Annotated in this window: 2 protein-coding genes; both read right to left on the bottom strand. The window is 66.4% G+C overall.

All coding sequences use genetic code 11. The features are described 5' to 3' along the window. Positions 1-793 (bottom strand): IS21-like element helper ATPase IstB (istB, locus tag ABIC63_RS29830; RefSeq protein ID WP_502935935.1); only part of this gene is annotated, 793 nt, incomplete at its 3' end. Between the two features lie 41 nt (positions 794-834). Then, positions 835-2199: IS21 family transposase (gene istA, locus ABIC63_RS29825; protein ID WP_354322458.1), on the bottom strand; the 1365-nt coding region annotated here is incomplete at its 5' end.

Genomic DNA, 2199 nt, shown 5'->3' with positions numbered 1-2199 from the left:
AACCCTCGTTGTCGTTGGTTCGGATGAGGCCGGCCTTGAGTTTGTCTTTCAGCCGGTACGAGTTGCCCCGTATGTTCAGCGTCACTGCGTGGTGCAGCAGCCGGTCCAGGATGGCCGTGGCGATGACCCGGTCGCCAAAGACGTCACCCCAGGCCGAGAAGCTCTGGTTGCTGGTCAGGATCATGGGACCGCGCTCGTAGCGCCGGCTGATCAGCTGGAAGAACAGGTTGGCCCCCAGCCGGTCGATGGGCAGGTAGCCGATCTCATCAATGATCAACAGCCTGGGCGTGGCGTAGACCTTGAGCTTCTCTTCCAGCCGCCCCTCGGCGTGCGCCCTGGTGAGCACGGCGATCAGGTTGGCCGCTGTGGTGAACAACACCCGGTAGCCGTTGCCGATGGCCTTCAGGCCCAGCGAGGCCGCTAGGTGCGTCTTGCCCACGCCCGGAGGCCCCAGCACGATCACGTTGTCGCCGTGCTCAATGAAGTGGCAGCTGGCAAGCACCTGCACCTGCTTGCGGTCGATGGAGGGTTGGTAGTCGAACTCGAAGGTCTCCAGCGGTTTGACGAACGGCAGCCGGGCCATCGCCGTGCGCATGGCGATGTTCTTGCTGGTCTTGGCCGCCACCTCCTCGCCGAGCACCTGCTCCAGGAACTCGGCGTACGGCAGCTCCTGCGCGGCGGCGTGCTGCAACAGCGCCTCCAGCCGCTCGCCGCTCTTGAGCAGTCGCAGCTTGCGCAGGTGCTCGCCGAGGCGTTCGAGCTGCGCCGGTGTCGTCATGGCCGAGGGCGTCATGACCGCCTGGGCGATTTTCGGGGTGCGGGTGGTGCTGGTCATCACGCAGCCTCCCGCACGGCGTCCAGCAACTGGTCGTAGACACCGAGGTCGCGGACCTCGACGTCGCGTTCGCTGTGAACCGGCGCCGGCCGGTCCGCGACCACCGCGAAGCGCTGGCGCTGGTTGCGCGGGATGGCCCCGGGGCCGTGCTCGGGCAGCACGCTGAGTTGTGCACGCCCGCTGAGCACCGCGTGCTCGGCCACCACCTTGCCTTTGTGACGGATGACCCAGTGACCGCCTTCACGACTGACCTGCACGGTCTTGCCGATCAGGCGGAACGGCACCGAGTAGCGGTTGGCATCGATGGCCACCAACCAGTCCTCGGCGACCACACGCTCGCGCACCATGGCCTCAAGGAAGCTGCGCTGGCCGGTAGCAGGCATCAGTGCGCGCGCTTCCTCGGCGAAGCGCTCGATGGGCCGCTGGTGCGTGGTGCCGTGCACGCGCACGTCGGCGATCTCGGCCTGCCAGGCTGCGAGCTGGGCGTTGAAGTCCTCCAGATCCCGGAACCGGCGGCCGGGCACGAAGTTGCGCTTGATGTACTTCACCCCCGACTCGACCTTGCCTTTGGTCTGGGCGCGGTAGGGTCGGCACAGCCGGATCACGAAGCCCCAGTGGCCGGCAAAGGCCTGGAAGGTGGCGTTCAGCTTGGCCCGGTGCACACCGGCATCGTCCTCGCTCGTGCCGATGGCAACCGTGCGCATACGGTCGTACAGCAGCGTCTGGCACACGCCGCCGAAGTGCGCGAAGGCACGTTCGTGCGCCGACAGCAGGCTGTCCATGCGCTCGTTCAGATAGCCCTCGGCATAACCGCGCCGGCTGTAACCCAGCGTCATCACGAACACGTGCACGCGCGTGGGCTGCTCGCCCAGCCAGACCTTGACCTGGCCCCAGTCAACCTGGGCCTGCTCGCCCGGCGCGGTCTCAAAGCGCATCTGCGTGAGCGCGGCCACCGAGGCGTTCGCGCGCAACGGCCGCACTGCGACCTTCACCACTTCGTAGCAGCCCGTGAACCCGCGCGTGCGCAGTTCCTGGAACAGCACACGTGCGGAGAAACCCACTTGTGGCGCCCGCCAGCGCAGCCACTCCATGTGCGCATCGAGCAGCGTAGGCCTTGTCACTTCGCGCCTGTACGGCTTCCATGTCTCGCGCCGCAAGCAGTTCCTCACCGTCTTGCGATCCAGCCCCATCTCCCGTGCGATCAACGAGACGGCCTGGCCTGCAGCTCCGCGCTCGCGTATCGCCTGCCATTGCTCCTGGCCAACCACGGCCACCTCCATGCTTCGTTCTCCAACGGGCACGGTAGCGGCCTGCGCCGCCTTGTCTTGATCTTGATCTTGATCTTGATCTTGATCTTGATCTTG

It is taken from the genome of Pseudacidovorax sp. 1753 (assembly GCF_040544975.1).
Lineage (GTDB): Bacteria > Pseudomonadota > Gammaproteobacteria > Burkholderiales > Burkholderiaceae_C > Xenophilus.
This window is presented reverse-complemented; position numbering and strand designations above follow the sequence as displayed.